This is a genomic window from Pseudomonas sp. MCal1 (genome assembly GCF_026341415.1).
GTDB lineage: Bacteria > Pseudomonadota > Gammaproteobacteria > Pseudomonadales > Pseudomonadaceae > Aquipseudomonas.
This window is the reverse complement of sequence record NZ_JAKUMP010000005.1, coordinates 147,792-166,034: the sequence shown is the minus strand read 5'-3', so window position 1 is coordinate 166,034 and position 18,243 is coordinate 147,792. Positions and strand designations below refer to the sequence as shown.

Annotated in this window: 15 protein-coding genes; 6 read left to right on the top strand and 9 right to left on the bottom strand. The window is 60.6% G+C overall.

The window, feature by feature from the left end:
* Positions 1–3 precede the first annotated feature (3 nt).
* Positions 4–2,595: a glycosyltransferase gene (locus MKZ87_RS10720; protein WP_234204573.1), complete on the bottom strand. Its 2,592-nt coding sequence runs from the start codon at positions 2,593–2,595 to the stop codon at positions 4–6.
* A 274-nt stretch (positions 2,596–2,869) separates the two neighbouring features.
* Between MKZ87_RS10720 and tcdA the strand changes: the two genes are divergently transcribed.
* Positions 2,870–3,688 (top strand): tRNA cyclic N6-threonylcarbamoyladenosine(37) synthase TcdA, encoded by an 819-nt coding sequence (tcdA, locus tag MKZ87_RS10715; protein ID WP_039769652.1) that lies wholly within the window; start codon positions 2,870–2,872, stop codon positions 3,686–3,688.
* Positions 3,689–3,823: 135 nt separating this feature from the next.
* On the opposite strand, the gene MKZ87_RS10710 is transcribed toward tcdA, so the two are convergent.
* The 4 genes from MKZ87_RS10710 to MKZ87_RS10695 all read right to left on the bottom strand — a co-directional run bounded on the left by MKZ87_RS10710 (position 3,824) and on the right by MKZ87_RS10695 (position 6,970).
* Positions 3,824–4,231: a SufE family protein gene (locus MKZ87_RS10710; RefSeq protein ID WP_227234579.1), complete on the bottom strand. Its 408-nt coding sequence runs from the start codon at positions 4,229–4,231 to the stop codon at positions 3,824–3,826.
* Positions 4,228–5,433, bottom strand: a complete 1,206-nt coding sequence (locus tag MKZ87_RS10705) for an aminotransferase class V-fold PLP-dependent enzyme (protein ID WP_085697475.1) — start codon at positions 5,431–5,433, stop codon at positions 4,228–4,230. Before MKZ87_RS10705 ends, MKZ87_RS10710 begins: the two co-directional genes overlap by 4 nt.
* 108 nt (positions 5,434–5,541) lie before the next feature.
* A complete protein-coding gene (gene dapD, locus MKZ87_RS10700; protein WP_085697324.1) occupies positions 5,542–6,576 on the bottom strand; it encodes a 2,3,4,5-tetrahydropyridine-2,6-dicarboxylate N-succinyltransferase in 1,035 nt (344 codons plus the stop codon).
* Between the two features lie 31 nt (positions 6,577–6,607).
* Positions 6,608–6,970, bottom strand: a complete 363-nt coding sequence (locus tag MKZ87_RS10695) for an ArsC family reductase (protein ID WP_003222107.1) — start codon at positions 6,968–6,970, stop codon at positions 6,608–6,610.
* Between the two features lie 182 nt (positions 6,971–7,152).
* Between MKZ87_RS10695 and MKZ87_RS10690 the strand changes: the two genes are divergently transcribed.
* Entirely contained in the window at positions 7,153–8,784 is a 1,632-nt protein-coding gene (locus MKZ87_RS10690) for a Na+/H+ antiporter (protein ID WP_266200841.1), read from the top strand.
* A 114-nt stretch (positions 8,785–8,898) separates the two neighbouring features.
* Here the strand turns inward: MKZ87_RS10690 and MKZ87_RS10685 are convergent, their stop codons facing one another.
* The 4 genes from MKZ87_RS10685 to map all read right to left on the bottom strand — a co-directional run bounded on the left by MKZ87_RS10685 (position 8,899) and on the right by map (position 14,566).
* Positions 8,899–9,633, bottom strand: coding sequence for a M12 family metallopeptidase (locus MKZ87_RS10685; RefSeq protein ID WP_266200840.1), 735 nt, complete (start codon positions 9,631–9,633; stop codon positions 8,899–8,901).
* Positions 9,634–9,797: 164 nt separating this feature from the next.
* A complete protein-coding gene (gene dapC / locus MKZ87_RS10680; protein ID WP_085688736.1) occupies positions 9,798–10,997 on the bottom strand; it encodes a succinyldiaminopimelate transaminase in 1,200 nt (399 codons plus the stop codon).
* Positions 10,998–11,040: 43 nt separating this feature from the next.
* Positions 11,041–13,743 carry a [protein-PII] uridylyltransferase gene (locus MKZ87_RS10675; RefSeq protein WP_085697327.1) on the bottom strand — a complete coding sequence of 901 codons (2,703 nt, stop codon included), beginning with the start codon at positions 13,741–13,743 and terminating at the stop codon, positions 11,041–11,043.
* 40 nt (positions 13,744–13,783) lie between these two features.
* The gene (gene map, locus MKZ87_RS10670; RefSeq protein ID WP_039769663.1) at positions 13,784–14,566 is read right to left on the bottom strand and encodes a type I methionyl aminopeptidase; all 783 of its coding nucleotides are present in this window, start codon (positions 14,564–14,566) and stop codon (positions 13,784–13,786) included.
* A 374-nt stretch (positions 14,567–14,940) separates the two neighbouring features.
* On the opposite strand from map, the gene rpsB reads away from it, so the two are divergent.
* The 4 genes from rpsB to frr all read left to right on the top strand — a co-directional run bounded on the left by rpsB (position 14,941) and on the right by frr (position 18,240).
* A complete protein-coding gene (rpsB, locus tag MKZ87_RS10665) occupies positions 14,941–15,678 on the top strand; it encodes a 30S ribosomal protein S2 (RefSeq protein ID WP_008052780.1) in 738 nt (245 codons plus the stop codon).
* A 190-nt stretch (positions 15,679–15,868) separates the two neighbouring features.
* The gene (gene tsf, locus MKZ87_RS10660) at positions 15,869–16,732 is read left to right on the top strand and encodes a translation elongation factor Ts (protein WP_085688730.1); all 864 of its coding nucleotides are present in this window, start codon (positions 15,869–15,871) and stop codon (positions 16,730–16,732) included.
* A 210-nt stretch (positions 16,733–16,942) separates the two neighbouring features.
* Positions 16,943–17,686, top strand: coding sequence for a UMP kinase (pyrH, locus tag MKZ87_RS10655; protein ID WP_011332683.1), 744 nt, complete (start codon positions 16,943–16,945; stop codon positions 17,684–17,686).
* Positions 17,683–18,240, top strand: coding sequence for a ribosome recycling factor (gene frr, locus MKZ87_RS10650; RefSeq protein ID WP_065259188.1), 558 nt, complete (start codon positions 17,683–17,685; stop codon positions 18,238–18,240). Before pyrH ends, frr begins: the two co-directional genes overlap by 4 nt.
* Positions 18,241–18,243 lie beyond the last annotated feature (3 nt).

Genomic DNA, 18,243 nt, shown 5'->3' with positions numbered 1-18,243 from the left:
GATTTAGACCACCGGTGCCGGTTCAGGCGCAGCCGCAGGTTTTGGCAGCGACGACAGGAACGCCATGATCAGCGCCGCCACGTACGGCAGCGACTGCACCAGCAGCATGGCCACCCAGAAGCGCATGTCGTTGCTCGGAATGCCCTGCACCAGGTAGATCCCCAGCGCCGCGCCCCACAACAGCAGCATGATGAACAGCTCTTCCCGGGCCTCGGAAATCGCCACCCAGAAGCCATGGTTGTCAGCGTTTTTCGGGGTGCGGAAGAACGGAATGCTGCTGGTGAAGAAGCCATACAGCACCGCTTTGGCGATGGTGTGCGACAACGCCAGACCTGCCAGTGCCGCGCAGAACGCATCCTTCAGGTTCACGCCCACGGCGCGACGGTAGAGGAAGATGATCTTGCCGACCTTGAACACGAACAGCGCCAGCGGCGGAATCGCGAAGATCAGCAGCGGCGGGTCGACCCGTTGCGGCACGATGATCATCGCCGCCGACCACAACAGTGCGCCGACGGTGAAGAAGATGTTCATGCCGTCCGCGACCCATGGCAGCCAGCCCGCGAGGAAGTGGTAGCGCTGGCCGCGAGTCAGTTCGGTGTCCTTGCCGCGCAGCAGGCTGCGGGTGTGACGCTTGATGATCTGGATCGCACCATAGGCCCAGCGGAAACGCTGCTTCTTGAAGTCAATGAAGGTGTCCGGCATCAGACCCTTGCCGTAACTGTCGTGGTAGTACGCCGCCGACAGGCCTTTTTCGAATACCCGCAGACCGAGTTCGGCGTCTTCGCAGATGCACCAGTCGGCCCAGCCCAGTTCTTCCAGAACCGAACGACGGGTCATGGTCATGGTGCCGTGCTGGATGATCGCGTCGCGATCGTTGCGAGTGACCATGCCGATGTGGAAGAAGCCTTTGTATTCGGCATAGCAGAGCTTCTTGAAGGTGCTTTCGTTCTGGTCGCGGTAATCTTGCGGCGACTGCACCACGGCGATTTTCGGGTCGGCGAAGTGCGGCACCATGTGCTTGAGCCAGTTCGGGTGCACGCAGTAGTCGGAGTCGATCACCGCGATCACTTCGGCGTCCTTGGCAGTGTGCGGAATCAGGTAGTTCAGCGCGCCGCCCTTGAAACCGGCCAGGGGCGAGACGTGGAAGAACTTGAAGCGCGGGCCGAGGGTTTCGCAGTAGTCGCGCACCGGTTCCCAGACCGCCGGGTCCTTGGTGTTGTTGTCGATGATCAGGACTTCAAAGTCCGGATAGTCGAGGTTGGCCAGGGCGTCGAGGGTCTGTTTGACCATCTCCGGCGGCTCGTTGTAGCACGGCACGTGGATCGAGACTTTCGGGCGGTAGTCCGAATCGCCGACCACCGGCAGGAATTCACGGCGACGCTTGTGAATCCACACCGCCTCGGCCAGTTCGTGGGCCTCGGTCAACAGCACGATGAACACCCCGAGCGCACCGAGCGCCAGCAGGAAGCCCACCGTCAGGCTGAACCACGTGCTGTATTGCTGACTGTAGTCGTAACCGATCCACACCAGCACCGAACCGCAGAGGAACGCGATAAAGGTCAGGAAGGTACGGCCGCGCTGGCGCAGGGCCGAGCCGTCGATCATCAGCAGAGTCAGCGACAACAGCGCCAGCACCACCGAACCGATGGCCAGCACGCGCCATTGCGGGATCGCCACCACCGGGCCTTCGAAGTTGAATTTCTGCTGACGCGCGGCGTTGAATACGCCCCAGTAAGCGCCGACCGAACCTTCGTCGCTGGCCTTCCAGGGTTGGTCAAACGCTTCGATCACGAAGTAGTTGAAGCCCTGGCGGTTGAGCTTGTTGACCAGCGTGCGCAGGTAGATCGCCTGATCCGCCGGCGACGCATCGGCGCCACCGCGCATGCGGCCGTTGCTCGGCCAGCCCACCTCGGACAGCAGCAGCGGTTTTTTCGGGAACATCTTTTTCAGGTCGCGGGCGCGGTCGAAAACGAACTGCCCGGCCTTGTCCACCGGGATGAATTCCCAGTAGGGCAGAACGTGCGCGGCGATCAGGTCGACGTGCTTGGCCAGCTCCGGGTGTTCTTCCCAGACGTGCCACTGTTCGGAGGTGGTCACCGGCACTTTCACGGCCGCGCGCACCCGGTCGAGCAGTACGCTGAGTTCTTTGGCGGTGATTTCCTTGCGGAAGATCGCCTCGTTGCCGACCACTACGCGAACCACGCTGCGTGAGGTATTGGCCAGTTCGATGGCGCGGGTGATTTCCCGCTCGTTGCGTTCCTGGTCGGGGCTGATCCAGATCCCCAGGGTCACGCGCAGTCCGAATTCTTCCGCCAGTTTCGGGATGTCCTGCAGGGAACCGTCGACCGAGTAGATACGGATGTTGTCCGTCAGCTTGCTCATGATCTCCAGGTCGCGGCGCATTTCATCGTCGGACGGATACTGATCTTTCTGTGGGAACTGTCCCTGCTGGAACGGTGAATAGGAGAAACCGGAGATCTGCTCCGGCCAGTTCGGCGCGGAGACGGGGCGATTGATTAGCGCCCAGAAACCGGTGAACAGGGCGGCGATTGCCAGAACCACCACCAGGTTGAGTCCAAATTTACGCGATGACATAGCTGTGTCGGGTTCCAAAGGCTGTGGAACGAAGGGTCGGCTGGTTGACGCCAAGAGGGCGCGCATCCTACACCGGCAGTTCGCCGAGTCCTACAAAAGACAGGGAAATGCCGGATGTTGGGCAATCCAACCCGACTTAAGTTCTTTCGTTTCAGCGTGTAAGACAAATCTTTGTTACGTACAGCGTTAATTAAAGCAGGCGTGTTCGCCGTTCATAGCGCAAAGATGCTCTTGGCCGCCGACGGCCCTATAATGCGCGCCGGTTTTCAGGGTAATGGTCATGAGTACAGAAGATCCGCGGTTTGCAGGCATCGCCCGTTTGTATGGCATCGAGGGTCTTGAGCGCCTGCGTGCAGCCCATGTGGCGATAGTCGGCGTTGGCGGCGTCGGTTCCTGGGCGGCGGAAGCGATGGCCCGCTGTGGGGTGGGCGAGATTTCGCTGTTCGACCTCGACGACGTCTGCGTCAGCAACGCCAACCGTCAGTTGCACGCGCTGGACAGCACCGTCGGCAAGCCCAAGGTCGAAGTGATGGCCGAGCGTCTGCGCGGTATCAACCCGGACTGCAAGGTGCACGCGGTGGCGGACTTCGTCACCCGCGACACCATGGCCGAATACATCACGCCGAACATCGACTGCGTGATCGACTGCATCGACGCCGTCAACGCCAAGGCTGCGCTGATCGCCTGGTGCAAGCGCCGCAAGATCCAGATCATCACCACCGGCGGCGCTGGCGGGCAGATCGATCCGACGCTGATTCAGGTCTGCGACCTCAACCGCACCTTCAACGATCCGCTGGCCTCGAAAGTGCGCTCAACGTTGCGCCGCGACTACGGCTTCTCGCGTACCGTGACCCGTCACTACAGCGTGCCGTGTGTGTTCTCCACCGAACAACTGCGCTATCCGAAGCCGGACGGCAGCATTTGCCTGCAGAAGAGTTTTGTCGGTGACGGCGTGAAGCTGGACTGCGCCGGCGGGTTTGGTGCGGTGATGATGGTGACGGCGACATTCGGCATGGTCGCGGCGACCAAGGCGGTGGACAAGATTGTGGCGGGTGTCCGGCGCCCGGCGGATCGAGTCAAGCCTCAGGCCTGACCAGTGACCGATCGTTCCCACGCTCCGCGTGGGAATGCAGCCCGGGACGCTCCGCGTCCCAAATCAAGAGCCGAGCGCGGAGCGTCCGTTGAGGCATTCCCACGCAGACGGTTCGACGCCTCGACGTGTTAACGATCAGTCAAGAGCGAGTTCACGCATCCGCTGCAACACGGCATTCAAGCCATTGCTGCGCGACGGCGACAACTGCCGCGACAGTCCCAATTGATTGAACCAGTCCGGCAGATCCACCTGCTGCAATTCGCCGGCGGTCAAACCGTTGACCCGCAACAGCAACAACGCGACCAACCCGCGAATCATCCGCGCATCGCTGCTGGCCGCAAACTGCCAGCGGCCGTCGCGCAACTCGCCAACCAGCCACACCTGACTTTCACAGCCGTGCACCCGATTGGCCTCGCATTTGTCTGCGTCGCTCAGCAGCGGCAGGCGATCACCAAACTGCATCAACAGCCGCGCACGCTGTTCCCATCCAGCGGCGTTCTGAAACGTTTGCAGCGCTTCGGCGGCTTCGACCGGCAGGCTCATCGCAACAACTCCAGCGCCTGATCCAGCGCTTCAAAAAACCGCTCCAGATCTTCGGAATCGTTGTACAGCGCCAGCGACACACGAATCGCCCCGGCCAGCTCGAAACGTTTGAGCAGCGGCATCGCGCAGTGATGCCCGGCACGCACGGCGATGCCTTGTTCGGTCAGCAAGTGCGCGAGATCGGCGTTGTGCACGCCTTCGACGACAAAACTGGCCAGCGCCAGCTGCGGTTTGCCCAGCAGACGAATGCCATTGCGAGCGGCGAGGCCACGCAACAGGTAATCGTGCAGTGCGGCTTCGTGGGCGGACACCGCGTCCTGATCAAGGCCGGCCAGATAGTCGAGGGTCGCACCGAGGCCGATCACGCTGGCAATCGGCGGCGTTCCGGCCTCGAAGCCCAGTGGCGCCGGGCGGAAACGTGCGTCGTGGTAATTGGCTTCCAGCACCATTTCGCCACCGAACTGCCACGGGCGAAGTTGCTCCAGCGCCGGGTTGCGTCCGAACAGCACGCCGAGGCCATCGGGGCCGTAAAGCTTGTGGCTGGAAAACACATAAAAGTCGCAACCCAGCGCCTGCACGTCATGCCGGCCATGGACCACGCCTTGAGCGCCATCGACCACGGTCAGCGCGTTATGCGCCTTGGCCATCGCCAGCAGCGCCGGCAGCGGTTGCCACGCGCCAAGCACGTTGGACAACTGGCTGACCGCCAGCAAACGAGTGCGCGGGCCGATCAGGTGAACGGCGGCAGCGAGGTCGATCACGCCGTCATCGTCCAGCGGCAGGATTACCAGCTTCAGGTCGCGACGTTGGGCCAGTTGCTGCCATGGGAGCAGGTTGGCGTGATGCTCCAGGGCGCTGATGACAATTTCATCGCCCGGATGGAAAAGATGTTCCAGGCCATACGCCAGGAGGTTCAGCGCACTGGTGGCGCCGTGGGTGAAGATGATCTGCCCGCTGTCACCGGCATTCAGCCACTGGGCAACCTTCAGGCGACTGTCCTCGAACGCCTGCGTGGCGTGGGCGCCGGGCAGGTGCTGGGCACGGTGCACGTTGGCTGCGCCATTGGCGTAGTAATGCGCCAGCGCATCGAGCAGGGCCTGGGGTTTTTGCGTGGTGGCGGCGTTGTCCAGGTAAGTCTGGTCTTGCCGTTGCAGGGCGGCGATGGCCGGGAAATCGGCGCGCCAGGGGGAGGGAATCATCATCTGGTATACGCCTGACCCTGTGGGAGCGAGCTTGCTCGCGAAGGCGTCCTTGAGGACGCCAAAAAGCTTCGCGAGCAAGCGCGCTCCCACAGGTTATCAATGTGCTGCTTAGTTGTGAGCGTGCAGCGCTTCGTTCAGTTCGATCGCCGATTTGTGGGTCTTGCACTCCACGGCGCCGGTTTCCGAATTGCGACGGAACAGCAGGTCGGTCTGACCGGCCAGTTCACGGGCCTTGACCACTTTGACCAGGTTGTTGTGCTCGTCCAGCAGTGCAACCTTGGTGCCGGCGGTCACGTACAAGCCCGACTCCACGGTGTTGCGGTCGCCCAACGGGATACCGATACCGGCGTTGGCGCCGATCAGGCAGCCTTCGCCGACCTTGATCACGATGTTGCCGCCGCCCGACAGGGTGCCCATGGTCGAGCAGCCGCCGCCCAGGTCCGAACCCTTGCCGACGAACACGCCAGCGGAGACGCGGCCTTCGATCATGCCCGGGCCTTCGGTGCCGGCGTTGAAGTTGATGAAACCTTCGTGCATCACGGTAGTGCCTTCGCCCACGTAGGCGCCCAGGCGCAGTCGTGCGGCGTCAGCGATACGCACGCCGGCCGGTACCACGTAGTCGGTCATTTTCGGGAACTTGTCCACCGAGAACACTTCCAGCAATTCGCCACGCAGACGGGCTTCGAGTTGCAGCTCGGCCAGTTCGCTCAGGTCGATGGCGCCCTGGCTGGTCCAGGCCACGTTCGGCAGCAGCGGGAAGATCCCGGCCAGGCTTACGCCGTGCGGCTTGACCAGACGATGGGACAGCAGGTGCAGCTTCAGGTAAGCCTCAGGGGTGGAAGTCAGCTGAGTGTCTTCGGCCAGCAGGGTCGCGACCAGCGGCTTGTGGCTTTCAGCCAGACGGGTCAGCAGCTTGCCTTGTACCGCGTCGATGCCTTTCACGGCTTCAGCCAGTTGCGCAGCCTGGGCGGTGGTGAAGGTGATGGCCTGGTTGCCTTCGGTGTAGCCGAGGATCGGTGCAACAGCGGCAACCAGTTCGGCCGAAGGGTTCAACAGTGGCTGAGCGTAGAACACTTCCAGCCACGCGCCTTGACGGTTCTGGGTGCCGACACCGAAGGCGATACTGAACAGGGAGTTGGACATGTGAATACCTCTACAAAAAGTGACGGGCTGCTTACTTGAGTGCGGCCGCGTAGATATCTGGCTTGAAGCCAATCAGGGTTCGGTCACCGAGATCGAGCACCGGACGCTTGATCATCGAGGGTTGAGCGAGCATCAGCTCGATGGCTTTCGACTGGTCGAGATCGGCTTTGCGTTCGTCGTCGAGTTTGCGAAAGGTCGTGCCTGCGCGGTTCAACACCGTTTGCCAGCCATGCTCGTCGCACCATTGGGTCAGGTGCTCACGGTCAATGCCGGCGGTCTTGTAATCGTGGAAGTCATAGCTGACAGCGTGTTCATCGAGCCAGGTGCGCGCCTTTTTCATGGTGTCGCAGGCTTTGATGCCGAAAAGGTGCAACGTTTTGCTTGAAACGGTCAAGGAATCGCCCCCTTTACAGGTGCTGGAAAAAAATGGTGTCGGATTATGCCATGACCAGACGGTTTCGCGGCGCCGAGGTTGCTTCTGCTGAGGGTGCCTGCGACATAGGTGCAACGGTCATTCACAGCCTGAGCGGCTAATATGGCAGTTCAACGCTGTCGATTGTCCGGGATTTCCGCTTTATGCAAACCGCTTATACCGTCCTGATCCTGCTGATGCTGGTCAGTGTCTCGCGCCTGGTTGGACGGGTGATTCCGCTGCCGCTGCCACTGGTACAGATCGCCGCCGGTGCCTTGCTGGCCTGGCCGACCCTCGGTCTGCACGTGGCCCTTGATCCCGAACTGTTCCTGTTTCTGTTCTTGCCGCCGCTGCTGTTTTCCGATGGCTGGCGCATGCCCAAGCGTGAACTGTGGCGCTTGCGCGGCCCGGTACTCACGCTGGCGGTCGGGTTGGTGCTGTTTACCGTGGTCGGGGCCGGTTACTTCATTCACTGGTTGCTGCCGACGATTCCGCTGCCGGTGGCCTTCGCGCTGGCGGCGGTGCTGTCCCCGACCGACGCCGTGGCGGTCTCGGCGATTTCCCAGAACCGCTTGCCCACGCCGCTGATGCACATGCTGCAGGGCGAGGCGTTGATGAACGATGCGTCGGGTCTGGTGACGTTCAAATTCGCGCTGGTAGCGGCGGTCACCGGTGCGTTTTCCCTGGCCAATGCCAGCCTGACCTTCGTGCTGGTCGCGGTCGGCGGGCTGGCGGTCGGCGTGGCGCTGAGCTGGCTGGTCGGCCGGTTGCGCGCCTGGATGATCGCCCGGGGCTGGGACGATCCGGCGACCCACGTGGTGTTCATGTTGCTGTTGCCGTTTGCCGCTTACGTGCTGGCCGAACGGCTTGGCGCGTCAGGCATTCTTTCGGCGGTGGCGGCGGGGATGATGCAGAGCTGGCTCGATCTGCTGCCGCGCCAGACCAGCACCCGGTTGCTCAACCGCAGCGTCTGGTCGTTGCTGGAGTTCGCCTTCAACGGTTTGATCTTTCTGCTGCTCGGCCTGCAACTGCCGGACATCATTAAAGCGGTGGTCAGCCACGAGACGTCATTGTGGCCGACCCTGTTCTATCGCTGTCTCGATGTGGTGGCGATTTTCCTGGCGCTGGTGTTGTTGCGCTTCATCTGGGTGCAGAGCATCTGGCGGCTGTCGGTGTTGCTGCGCCGCGTGCGCGGCAAGGGTGATCTGACGCAAGTGCCGACGGCCCGGTCCTGCTGGCTGCTGACCGTCGGTGGCGTGCGCGGGGCGGTGACCCTGGCAGGTGTGATGTCGGTACCGATGCTGATGGGTGGCGAGGCGTTCCCCGAGCGCGATCTGCTGATCTTCATCGCCGCCGGGGTGATCCTGTTGTCGCTGGTGGCGGCCTGTATTGCGCTGCCTTTGCTGTTGCGCGGCATCGAAAAGAGCCCGGACGACAAGCGCCGCCAGGAAGTGCGCGACGCCTGGCGCAAGACGGCGGAAGCGGCGATCCATGCGCTGGAGACCGAAGAGGTCAACCCGCAGGACGCCGCGCAAGCCGCGCTGGCAGCGGAGCTCAAGGCGCGGATCATGTCCGAATACCGCCATCAACTGGAAGTCTTCAATGACTCGGCCGAAGCCCAGGCTCTGGCGTTCCAGATGGATCTGCTGGAGCGTCGTCTGCGACTCAAGGCACTGCGTGCGCAACGCCTCGAGTTGTACAGCCTCAGCCGTCAGCACCAGATTGGTGACGACGTGTTGCGTGAGGTGCTGGGCGAGCTGGACTTGAGTGAGGCGAATCTGGGGCAGGTCAAATAAGCCACTGACGCGCCTCGGATATCAGTCGACCGATGTTCGATGTCAGTGGGTGCGGTTCAGTTCAAGTTCGCCAGGCGCTGCGCGTGGCGAACTTTTGCGTATGAAGCGTCCGGTTTATTTTGGATAAAGCAGCTTCATCAACTGTTTGTCTTTTTTGCTGATCTTGCGGTTTATCGGAACTTCCCAGTCGCCGATCGTCAGGTCGTTCGATACGGGGTGATGCATGATCGAACGCTTGTCGTAGGCAAGATAAAGCGCATCCCGCGTATCAAAGGACGCGAACAGGTTGTAGTCGACCTGTTCGCGGGTCAGTGGATTCATTTCCCGATTCTGATAAAACGCGTACACCTTGGGTTTATCCCATGGAATATTGGCTTGTGGGTGCTGATGCTCATGCATGGCGCCCAGCGCATGGCCGAACTCGTGCATTACGATGACCTCGAAGTCGGCATGGTCCGGCGTGACGCCCAGGTTCATTGTCGGATGGTCGGGATGAATCAGAAGTGCATCGGTGCCCAGCATTGAACTGTTGTCATTGTTTCGGGTGGCGATGCGGATATCACCCTTCAGATCGTCGACGAATTCAAACTTGAGATTGATATAAGGCAGCCATTTGCTGGCTGCATTGATAATCCCTGTTTTACGAGCGGCATCGGGTGCATCCATGAACGCGATTTTCAACGTGCGACCATTGGCCCAGAGTTTCGAGTAATCGACCACGGAGCGTTTGCGGCGAGTGCCGGGTGTGGTTGGGGTGCCGGCATTCGCCGGGTTCTCGTTGATGGCGGCTGTGTAAGCAGCCTGATCGTCAGGCCACTGAATCAGTTGGCAATCCAGAAGTTCTTTCATTGTTCACTTCTTCCTTGAAGTTGAAGATCAATTTCAGTTGATGCGCAAAAGGGCGCGGCTCAAGACTAACGTCTGGCTGCGCAAAAGCGAGGTATGAAAAACGGAGGAAGTGTTGCGTGATATTTGACCGCCCGTGCCGGATTGCCCGGCACGGGCGAAACACATTACTTGTGGCGCAGGACGAAGTCGCGGATGCGCTCGGCTGCCTCGACGCATTCCGCCAGCGGCGCAACCAGCGCCATGCGTACGCGCCCGGCACCCGGATTGACGCCATCGACGTCACGGGACAGGTACGAACCCGGCACCACAGTCACGTGCTCTTCGGCAAACAGATCGCGGCAGAATGCGGCATCGTCGCCCTGCACATTCGGCCACAGGTAAAAGCTGCCATCGGGGCGTTGCACGTCCATCACCGGGCTGAGGATCGCCAGCACCGCATCGAACTTCTCGCGATACAACGCACGGTTGGCGCGTACATGCACTTCATCGTTCCACGCGGCAACGCTGGCCAGCTGGGTCTGAACCGGCATCGCGCAACCGTGGTAGGTGCGATACAGCAGGAAACCCTTGAGGATGTCGGCATCACCGGCAACAAAGCCCGAGCGCAGGCCCGGCAGGTTCGAGCGCTTGGACAGGCTGTGGAACACCACGCAACGCTTGAAGTCCTTGCGACCCAGTTCGGCGCAGGCACTGAGCAGGCCCGGCGGTGGCGTCTGCTCGTCGAAGTACAGTTCGCTGTAGCACTCGTCGGCGGCGATCACGAAGTCGTATTCGTCGGCCAGGGCGATCAGCTTTTTCAGCACGTCGACCGGGATCAGCGCGCCGGTCGGGTTGCCCGGCGAGCACAGGAACAGGATCTGGCAGCGCTTCCAGATGTCCGGCGAAACCGCGTCGAAGTCCGGGTTGAAGCCGTTCTCGTCCAGGCACGGCAGGTAGTGCGGCTTGGCGCCGGCGAGGAACGCCGCGCCCTCGTAGATCTGATAGAACGGATTCGGGCTGACCACCAGCGCGTCGTCGCCACGGTTGACCACGGTCTGGGTAAAGGCGAACAGTGCTTCACGGGTGCCGTTGACCGGCAGCACGTTGCGCGCCGGGTCGATCCAGCCGCCCGGCACGTTGAAACGACGCTCGCACCAGGCGGCGATGGCTTCGCGCAGGGCCGGGATACCGAGAGTGGTCGGGTACACCGCCATCTGATCCAGATTGTTCGCCAGCGCCTCGGCGACAAAGCTTGGCGAGCGGTGCTTCGGTTCACCGATGGACAGTGCGATCGGGCGCTTGTCCGGGTTTGGCGTGACGCTGCCGAGCAGGGCGCGGAGCTTTTCGAACGGGTAGGGCTGAAGCTGGGACAGAGCGTTGTTCATCGGTGCGGGATCTCGTGCAAAGCGATTGAAGCCGGGCGCGCAATCAAATGCTGATGCGCGACAGTTTGATATCGGGTTCCTGATTGACGCTCAGCTGTTCGACGATGGCATCCTGCAGGCGGCTGCACAGCAGCGGGTCGGACAGCGGTTGATTGTGGGCGTCGGTGATGAAGAACACGTCTTCCACCCGCTCGCCCAGGGTGGCGATCTTGGCGTTCTGCAGTGACAGGTCGAACTCGAGGAAAATCCCGCCGACCCGTGCCAGCAGGCCCGGGCGATCTGGTGCAGTGAGTTCCAGTACCGTTACCGGGCGCTGGGCGTCGTTGTGGATCGTCACCTGCGGGGCGAACGCGAAATGCTTGAGCTGGCGCGGCACCCGACGCTGGATGATCGTCGGGTAGTCGGCCGGGTTGCGCAGGGCTTCGGTCAGGCCTTCGCGAATCTGTTTGACCCGGACCGGATTGTCGCCGATCGAGTCGCCATCGGTATCGAGCACGATGTAGGTGTCGAGGGTGAACTGACTGCTGGACGTGATGACCCGGGCGTCGTGAATGTTCAGGTTGAGCTGGTCCATCGCGGCCACGGTCACGGCGAAGAAGTCGTGCTGGTCCGGCGCATAGATGAAGATCTGCGTGCCGCCCTCGAATTCGCGCTGGGTCGTTTCCTTGATCAGCACCAGCGGACCGCCGTCGGCCGGTTGCTGGAGGATGGCGTCGGTGTGCCAGGCCACATCGCCGGCGGTGTGACGCAGGAAGTAGTCGTCGCCCAGTTGCGCCCACAATTGCTCGACGTCGTCGGGATCGGTGCCGCCGCGTACCAGGATGTCCAGCGCTGCGCTCTGGGTCTGGCGGATCTGCTCTTCGCGATCCACCGGATTCTCCAGCCCGCGGCGCAGGGCACGCTTGGTTTCGGTGTAGAGCTGGCGCAACAGGCTGGCACGCCAGGAATTCCACAGGGTCGGGTTGGTCGCGTTGATGTCGGCCACGGTCAGCACGTACAGGTAGTCCAGGCGAGTTTCGTCACCGACCGCCAGCGCGAAGTCATGGATCACCTGCGGATCGGACAAGTCTTTGCGCTGGGCGGTGGTCGACATCACCAAGTGGTTCTGCACCAGCCAGACGATCAGGCGGCTGTCCCACACCGGCAGCTGGTGGCGCTGGCAGAACGCCTCGGCATCCACTGCGCCGATATCCGAGTGGTCGCCGTGCCGGCCCTTGCCGATGTCGTGATACAGACCCGCCATGTAGATCAGTTCGGGTTTCGGCAGTTTGGCCATGAGCTTGGCGGCCAGCGGGAATTTTTCCGACACCTGTGAGTACTGCAGTTTGCGCAGGTGTTTGATCAGGTTCAGCGTGTGCGCATCGACCGTATAGATGTGGAACAGGTCATGCTGCATCTGCCCGACGATGAAACCGAACTCCGGCAGATAACGCCCGAGAATGCCGTAACGGTTCATCCGCCGCAGGTTGCGATGGATGCCGATCTTGCACTTGAACAGCTCGATGAACAGGCTGGTGTTGCGGATGTCGTTGCGGAAGTTGTCGTCGATCAGGTGACGGTTTTCCCGCAACAGGCGAATGGTGTCGGCGCGTACGCCTTTGATCTCCGGCTGCTGGGCCATCAGCACGAAGATCTCGAGCATGGCGAACGGCGTGCGGCGGAATACGTTGTCGTTGCGAGCCTCGATGTAGCCGTCGTGCAGCTGGAAGCGCGAGTTGATCGGCTGCGGCGGCGCTTCGTCTTCCGGCGCGAGGATGACTTCCTCGAAGTGCTGGATGATCAGGTCGCTGAGCTGGGCGATGCTCATCACGACGCGGAAGTACTGCTGCATGAAGTTTTCGACGGCCTGTTTGGCGTCGTCGCCTTCAAAACCCAGCAGTCCGGCAATGGTGCGCTGGTGATCGAACAGCAGACGATCTTCGGCGCGACCGGCGAGCATGTGCAGGGCGTAACGCACCTTCCAGAGGAATTCCTGAGAGGACGCGAGCAAGGCGTTTTCACTTTCGACCAGAAACCCTTCACCGGCCAGGGCGCGCAGGTTCAGGGTGCCGTACTGACGACGGGCCACCCACAGAATCGTCTGAATATCCCGTAGTCCACCGGGCGAGCCTTTGACGTTGGGTTCCAGGTTGTATTCGGTGTCGTTGTACTTGTGGTGGCGAGCCTTCTGCTCGGCGCGCTTGGCCAGGAAGAAATCCTTGCTCGGCCACATGTGCGCAGTGCTGGTGACATCGAGCATGCGCTGGCGCAGGCGCTCGGGGCCGCAGATGGTGCGGCTTTCCATCAGGTTGGTGACCACCGTCAGGTCGGCGCGGGCCTCTTCGGCGCACTCGTCGACCGAGCGAACGCTCTGACCGACTTCCAGGCCGATGTCCCACAGCAGCGTCAGAAAGCGCTCGATGGAATCGCGGAAGATTTCGTGGTCGGCGCTGTCCAGCAGGATCAGCAGATCGATGTCGGAGTACGGGTGCAACTCACCGCGACCATAGCCGCCGACCGCGACCAGCGCGATGTCGGCGTCTTCGCTCCAGTCGAACTGGTCCCAGGCCTTTTGCAGAATGTTGTCGACGAACCACGCCCGATCTTCGATCAGTCGCCGGATATCGCGGCCGGCGCGAAAACGTGCATCGAGCACTTCGCGGGCCTGGCGGATCGCTTTCTTGAATGCCGCGATGGGACTCGCTTTCAGGGCCAGTTCAGCCTGGAACTGACCGCGGTCGAAGAGTTCGGGATCCACCTGCGGCATCGATTGGCTTTCCTTCTATAGGCTGGGAACGGTGTCTGGATCAGGCCGAGATGCGCGGGATGGTGTCGTCGCTGCGCAGGGTGAAGATCTCATAGCCGGTGTCGGTAACAAGCAAAGTGTGTTCCCACTGCGCCGACAGCTTGCGATCCTTGGTGATCGCGGTCCAGCCGTCGCCCAGTACTTTGGTGTCGGCCTTGCCCTGGTTGATCATCGGCTCGATGGTGAAAGTCATGCCGGCCTTCAGTTCCATGCCGGTGCCGGCACGGCCGTAGTGCAGGATCTGCGGTTCTTCATGGAACACCTTGCCGATGCCGTGACCACAGAATTCACGCACCACCGAGAAGCCGTTCTTTTCCGCGTGCTTCTGGATGATTTCGCCGATGTCGCCGAGGCGGCAGCCGGGTTTGACGATTTCGATCGCCTTGTACATGCATTCCTGAGTGACCTGGGACAGACGCTCGGCCCAGACCGGCACGGTGCCGACGTGGAACATGCGGCTGGTGTCGCCGTGGTAACCGTCTTTAATCACGGTGACGTCGATGTTCAGGGTATCGCCGTTTTTCAGCGGTTTGTCGTTCGGGATGCCGTGGCAGACCACGTGGTTGATCGAGGTGCAGATCGACTTCGGGTAGCCCTTGTAGTTGAGCGGGGCAGGGATGGCCTGCTGCACGTTGACGATATAGTCGTGGCAGATCTGGTTCAGCTCATCGGTGGTCACGCCCGGCTTGACGTGCTCGGCAATCATTTCCAGCACATCGGCGGCCAGTTTGCCGGCGACACGCATGCCAGCGATGTCCTCGGGGGTTTTGAGGGTGACGGTCATACAGGCTCTCTCTGCGCTCGGCGGCGCTTGCTGATACGAACAGGGGCGCGGCTGCTGATATTGCGGCCCCGAAAAACGCGATTCTAACAGACCGAAGGCGCAAATCTGCGCCTGCGTGCATCGCTTCTCTCTATACAATGTGGCGCATTGTCCCGATTCCAAGGGGCTGGCGTGCATGTCGCTGACGGGATTGCAGATTCCGGGTTCCGTTTGCGCCGTCCCTGTGGTATAAAATGCGCCGCTTTCCGGGGATAGCCCCGAGAGCATTAACCCACACACGTGTCGACACGATGGCCTGGGTGCCTTTGATCCTCGGATCAATGGTTGGTCATTGGGATACGTGGAGGCCCAACCCGACTTATCAAGGAACTATCATGTCCCAAGTCAACATGCGCGATATGCTGAAGGCCGGTGTGCACTTCGGTCACCAAACCCGTTACTGGAATCCGAAAATGGGCAAGTACATTTTCGGCGCGCGTAACAAGATTCACATCATCAACCTTGAAAAAACCCTGCCAATGTTCAACGAAGCTCTGACTTTCGTAGAGCGTCTGGCCCAGGGCAAAAACAAGATTCTGTTCGTCGGCACCAAGCGTTCCGCTGGCAAGATCGTTGCTGAAGAAGCAGCACGTTGCGGCTCGCCGTACGTCGATCACCGCTGGTTGGGCGGCATGCTGACCAACTTCAAGACCATCCGTGCTTCCATCAAGCGTCTGCGTGACCTTGAAGTACAAGCCGAAGACGGTACTTTCGCCAAGCTGACCAAGAAAGAAGCGCTGATGCGCACTCGCGATCTTGAGAAGCTGGACCGCTCCCTGGGCGGCATCAAGGACATGGGCGGTCTGCCAGACGCACTGTTCGTGATCGACGTTGACCACGAGCGCATCGCGATCACCGAAGCCAACAAGCTGGGCATCCCGGTCATCGGCGTTGTCGATACCAACAGCAGCCCTGAAGGCGTTGACTACATCATCCCAGGCAACGATGACGCAATCCGCGCTATCCAGCTGTACATGGGTTCGATGGCTGACGCAGTAATCCGCGGTCGCAACAACGTTGCTGGCGGTACTGTAGAATTCGCAGCTGAAGAAACTCAGGCTGCAGCTGAGTAATTGACGCCCTGGCGTTGACTCAGTAAGCAAAAAGGGGGCTTGGCCCCCTTTTTGCCACCTCGAAAACCATTTGTCGGCAGCGCAGCTACAGCATCTGTAACGTGCAGCGGCTACAAGGTGGTTCGGGAAGAATTGAACGCCCGTTCGATCGGGTGGAATGGTTGAAAACCTATCCAAGAGGAATTTGAAAATGGCAGCAATTACTGCAGCGTTGGTCAAAGAACTGCGCGAGCGTACCGGCGAAGGCATGATGGATTGCAAGAAAGCCCTGGAAAAGGCTGGCGGCGACATCGAAAAAGCCATTGATGACATGCGTGCTTCGGGCGCGATCAAGGCTGCCAAGAAAGCCGGCAACGTTGCCGCTGAAGGCGCTATCGCCGTCAAGGCTGACGGCAAGTCCGCCGTTCTGCTGGAAGTGAACTCGCAGACCGACTTCCTGGCCCTGCAGGACGACTTCAAGAACTTCGTCAGCGAAAGCCTTGAAGAAGCGTTCGCTCAGAAGCTGACTGACGCGGCTCCGCTGATCGCTTCGCGTGAAGCTGCTCGTGAAGCCCTGGTTGCCAAGTGTGGCGAAAACGTCAACATCCGTCGTCTGGCGCGTGTTGAGGGTGACGTTGTAGGTGCTTACCTGCACGGCAACAAGATTGGTGCAGTGGTTGTTCTGAACGGCGGCGACGTCGACCTGGCCAAGAATATCGCCATGCACGTTGCAGCTTCGAACCCAGAGTTCCTGGACGCGTCGGAAATCTCCGCCGAGGCCATCGAGCGCGAGAAGAACGTATTCCTGCAACTGAATGCCGACAAGATCGCTGGCAAGCCGGAAAACATCGTTGAGAACATGATCAACGGTCGTATTACCAAGTTCAAAGCCGAAGCCTCGCTGAAAGAGCAAGCTTTCGTCATGAACCCGGAAGTCAAGGTTGGTGAGCTGGCCAAGAAAGCCGGTGCTGAAATCGTTTCCTTCACTTACTTCAAAGTAGGCGAAGGCATCGAGAAGCCGGTTGATGACTTCGCTGCCGAAGTTGCCGCTCAAGTGGCTGCCGCCAAGCAGTAAGACGGTTTTTCAACTGTCGCCCGAAAGAGGCTGCCCGCTCACGCGCGCAGCCTCTTTTCAGATAGGGTTACCAATTTTTATTGGTTTCCCCTTGGAACTGACTTACAAAGCCATGTTCCGATGGCGCTGAAGCAGCGCCAAGCTAGAGTGAACGCCAGCTGTAAACAGCTCGCAAAGAATTTTTAAAATACGCCGCAGGAGAGATTCGCAATGGCTCAGCAGGGCAGTGGTTATCAGGCTCGCTATAAACGCATTCTACTCAAGCTTAGCGGCGAGGCCCTGATGGGCTCGGAAGAGTTCGGGATCGATCCGAAAGTGCTGGATCGCATGGCACTGGAGGTCGGCCAACTGGTCGGCATCGGCGTTCAGGTCGGTCTGGTGATCGGCGGTGGCAACCTGTTCCGCGGTGAAGCGCTGAGCAAGGCCGGCATGGATCGGGTCACGGGCGACCACATGGGCATGCTGGCCACTGTGATGAACGCTCTGGCCATGCGCGACGCGCTGGAACGTGCCAATATCTCGGCCATCGTGATGTCGGCCATCTCCATGGTCGGTGTGACCGATCACTATGACCGTCGCAAGGCCATGCGCCACCTGAACTCAAAAGACGTGGTGATTTTCGCGGCCGGTACCGGCAATCCGTTCTTTACCACGGATTCGGCAGCCTGCCTGCGCGCCATTGAAATCGACGCAGACGTCGTGCTCAAGGCGACCAAGGTCGATGGCGTGTACACCGCTGATCCGTTCAAAGACCCGCATGCCGAGAAGTTCGATCATCTGACATACGATGAAGTACTGGATCGCAAGCTGGGTGTAATGGATCTGACGGCTATCTGCCTGTGCCGCGATCACAAGATGCCGCTGCGGGTATTCAACATGAACAAGCCGGGCGCCCTGCTGAACATCGTGCATGGTGGCGCTGAAGGCACTCTGATCGAGGAAGTCCAACAATGATCAACGAAATCAAGAAAGACGCCCAGGCGCGCATGCACAAGTCGCTGGAGTCGCTGAACCACGCATTCGGTCAGATCCGTACCGGCAAGGCCCACCCAAGCATCCTGGGAAGCGTGATGGTGCCTTATTACGGTTCGGATACCCCGTTGAGCGGTGTTGCGAGTGTCACCGTGAAAGACAACCAGACCCTGCAGGTCGTGCCGTTCGAGCGCAACATGCTCGGCGCAATCGACAAGGCCATTGGCAGCGCCGGTCTGAACCTGAATCCGACCAACCTGGGTGAGCTGCTGCTGATCAAGATGGCGCCACTGACCGAGGAAACCCGCAAGGGCTTCACGAAGCAGGCGCGTGCCGCTGCCGAAGATGCTCGCGTTGCGGTACGCAACATTCGTCGCGACGCCATGGGAGAGCTGAAAAAACTGTCCAAGGACAAGGAGATCAGCGAGGACGAAGAGCGTCGTGCAAGTGCCGAGATCGACAAGCTGATCAAGGACTTCGAAGCTCAGATCACCAAGGCGACTGACGAAAAAGAAAAAGACCTGATGGCCGTTTAAGGG

Bases quoted from the DNA above. Each gene is read 5' to 3' on its own strand.
- map (WP_039769663.1), bottom strand. From the start codon at position 14,566: ATGACCGTCACCCTCAAAACCCCCGAGGACATCGCTGGCATGCGTGTC.
- MKZ87_RS10685 (WP_266200840.1), bottom strand. From the start codon at position 9,633: ATGAAAGAACTTCTGGATTGCCAACTGATTCAGTGGCCTGACGATCAG.
- pyrH (WP_011332683.1), top strand. From the start codon at position 16,943: ATGGCTCAGCAGGGCAGTGGTTATCAGGCTCGCTATAAACGCATTCTA.
- MKZ87_RS10690 (WP_266200841.1), top strand. From the start codon at position 7,153: ATGCAAACCGCTTATACCGTCCTGATCCTGCTGATGCTGGTCAGTGTC.
- tsf (WP_085688730.1), top strand. From the start codon at position 15,869: ATGGCAGCAATTACTGCAGCGTTGGTCAAAGAACTGCGCGAGCGTACC.
- rpsB (WP_008052780.1), top strand. From the start codon at position 14,941: ATGTCCCAAGTCAACATGCGCGATATGCTGAAGGCCGGTGTGCACTTC.
- dapD (WP_085697324.1), bottom strand. From the start codon at position 6,576: ATGTCCAACTCCCTGTTCAGTATCGCCTTCGGTGTCGGCACCCAGAAC.
- MKZ87_RS10705 (WP_085697475.1), bottom strand. From the start codon at position 5,433: ATGATGATTCCCTCCCCCTGGCGCGCCGATTTCCCGGCCATCGCCGCC.
- tcdA (WP_039769652.1), top strand. From the start codon at position 2,870: ATGGTCATGAGTACAGAAGATCCGCGGTTTGCAGGCATCGCCCGTTTG.
- MKZ87_RS10675 (WP_085697327.1), bottom strand. From the start codon at position 13,743: ATGCCGCAGGTGGATCCCGAACTCTTCGACCGCGGTCAGTTCCAGGCT.
- MKZ87_RS10710 (WP_227234579.1), bottom strand. From the start codon at position 4,231: ATGAGCCTGCCGGTCGAAGCCGCCGAAGCGCTGCAAACGTTTCAGAAC.
- dapC (WP_085688736.1), bottom strand. From the start codon at position 10,997: ATGAACAACGCTCTGTCCCAGCTTCAGCCCTACCCGTTCGAAAAGCTC.
- MKZ87_RS10720 (WP_234204573.1), bottom strand. From the start codon at position 2,595: ATGTCATCGCGTAAATTTGGACTCAACCTGGTGGTGGTTCTGGCAATC.
- frr (WP_065259188.1), top strand. From the start codon at position 17,683: ATGATCAACGAAATCAAGAAAGACGCCCAGGCGCGCATGCACAAGTCG.